Source organism: Acinetobacter sp. 1000160, assembly GCF_000588715.1.
Taxonomy (GTDB): Bacteria; Pseudomonadota; Gammaproteobacteria; order Pseudomonadales; family Moraxellaceae; genus Acinetobacter; species Acinetobacter courvalinii.
This window is the reverse complement of sequence record NZ_JFWP02000021.1, coordinates 1-2,047: the sequence shown is the minus strand read 5'-3', so window position 1 is coordinate 2,047 and position 2,047 is coordinate 1. Positions and strand designations below refer to the sequence as shown.

Genomic DNA, 2,047 nt, shown 5'->3' with positions numbered 1-2,047 from the left:
CCAAAATTACACCGCCAACTGGCTGATCTTTGGTGAACGTCAACGCGAACATGATTTCTTCTATCAGGAAACTATTGAAGCGTGGAAAAATATGGGCACATTGCAACGACTTGATCTGGCCTTCTCTCGTGATCAGCAACAGCGTATCTATGTACAAGATATTCTGCGCAATAATGCCGACGAGTTAGTAAAATGGGTCGAGCAAGGTGCGGTGATTTATGTCTGTGGTAGCATCGAAGGCATGGCCTCAGGTGTAGACCAAGCTTTAACAGATATTCTCGGTGAACAAAAACTGGATGAATTACGTCAAGCAGGCCGTTATCGTCGAGATGTGTATTAAGCCTTCTCATTAAAAAAAACGAGTGCCAGTCACTCATTTTTTTATAAGACAATCGCAGTGTTGCCTTTCTTTTAATTTTGCATACACTTAGCACGGTTCAAATCGACACAATTAAGATTATGCAAATAAGTTTATGGATTCGTCTTGCTTTAGCCCTTATCGGTTCAGTTCTGTTCTTAGATGGCGCAATTCTGATTGCCTTTAAAAAGATTCATATTGGTACTGTACTCCCGCTACTGCTCGGACTGTTTTTCTGTCTTTATGCCTATTTTTATTATCATGTTGAACGTTTCTTTTTCTACCACTTCCGTCTGCATAGCCTCTGGCGTTTTGGCTGGCTGTGTTTCTGGGCATGGTTGGTCAGCTTAGGCTATTTCTTTGATTACCTTGCGGATAATCGTACGGAAACACAACCTGTTGCACCGGTAAAAGCCATTATTGTTTTGGGCAGTGGCGTAGAAAATGGACAACCTTCTGCGACGCTGGCAAAACGATTGGATCGTGCGGCTCCTGTAGCTTTAGCGCAGCCTGATGCAAAACTGGTGCTGACAGGTGGGATAGATTATGGTGAAACCGAAAGCGAAGCTGTGGTGATGTCTGGTTATTTACAGCAGCACTACCATATTCCTAAGTCACAAATCATTCTGGAAGATAAAAGCACCAGCACTGAACTAAACCTTAAAAATAGTCAAACTTTATTACAAGCCCAACACATCAATATCCAGCAACCGATTGCAATTGTCACCAGTGATTTCCACACCTTAAGAGCTGCTGCCATTGCTAGAAAACAAGGCTATCGTAATATTACCCTGCTCGGAGCGACTACACCATTGGCAACACGCTATAACGCCTGGTTAAGAGAATATTTTGCTTATGCCAGTGGCTGGCTGCTGAATGAATATTGATTGAGCCCTTTACTATTCCAATGAGGATGAAGCTGGCTGATGTAAACGAATATCACGCGGTAACGGCAGTTTTAACTCAGCAAATACATCGGGTCGTTGTAAGTAAATCTGGTATAAAAAGTTCTTAATATCTAATAATAAAGCATCGGGGCTAACCAGCAGGTTATTCCCTTCAGGGGTTAAATCCAAAGATAAGATGGTATTATTTTCTTTTAAAAATGGAATCATCTTCTCAATAAAAGCCAACAAGGGTACTTCCTGAATTTCGTATTGTGCCCAATTGTCTTTAATCAGTAATTTCGCCAAGCTTTTATTTTGCCATACCGATAATGCATGCTGACCTGATGGTGTTGAACATAAAGCCCAGCCGTCATGATAGAGCGCTATCACGTGACGTTGCATAATAATGTTTTGAATAAACTGACGGTAAGTGTCTTTAAGTGAAGAATTGGCAGATGTAGCTTGAGATTTCGACGCAGCCTTGCGTTGATAAGGATTTCTCATAAAGTACTTCGTATTAGAATCATTATTGATGCTAATCATAAAATAACTTTGTATTGATTACAATGATATGAGATTGGGGAAGATATATGGTGGGCGCTGACGGGATCGAACCGCCGACATTCTGCTTGTAAGGCAGACGCTCTACCAACTGAGCTAAGCGCCCTGAGCGAGGTAACAAATCTAAAGCATCGCTTTAAAACTTGTTTAAATATAAAAGAAATAAATTCTAATCTATTTAACTCTAGCTATTCTTGCAATCTTAAAGTGGCGCAGCGGACGGGGCTCGAACCCGCGACCC

Annotated in this window: 2 protein-coding genes, 1 tRNA gene and 1 pseudogene; 2 read left to right on the top strand and 2 right to left on the bottom strand. The window is 41.4% G+C overall.

Annotated elements, in window-relative coordinates:
- Positions 1-340: pseudogene (locus J699_RS00170) on the top strand (hypothetical protein); the annotation flags it as partial.
- Positions 341-459: 119 nt separating this feature from the next.
- Positions 460-1,245: a YdcF family protein gene (locus J699_RS00175; RefSeq protein ID WP_032869956.1), complete on the top strand. Its 786-nt coding sequence runs from the start codon at positions 460-462 to the stop codon at positions 1,243-1,245.
- A gap of 12 nt (positions 1,246-1,257) precedes the next feature.
- Here J699_RS00175 and J699_RS00180 read toward each other — a convergent pair whose 3' ends face one another.
- Together J699_RS00180 and J699_RS00185 are read right to left on the bottom strand one after the other, a co-directional pair.
- Complete coding sequence (locus tag J699_RS00180; RefSeq protein WP_005288779.1) at positions 1,258-1,749, bottom strand: DUF2750 domain-containing protein; 492 nt, start codon at positions 1,747-1,749, stop codon at positions 1,258-1,260.
- Between the two features lie 87 nt (positions 1,750-1,836).
- A tRNA-Val gene (locus J699_RS00185) sits at positions 1,837-1,912 on the bottom strand.
- Positions 1,913-2,047: the final 135 nt, after the last annotated feature.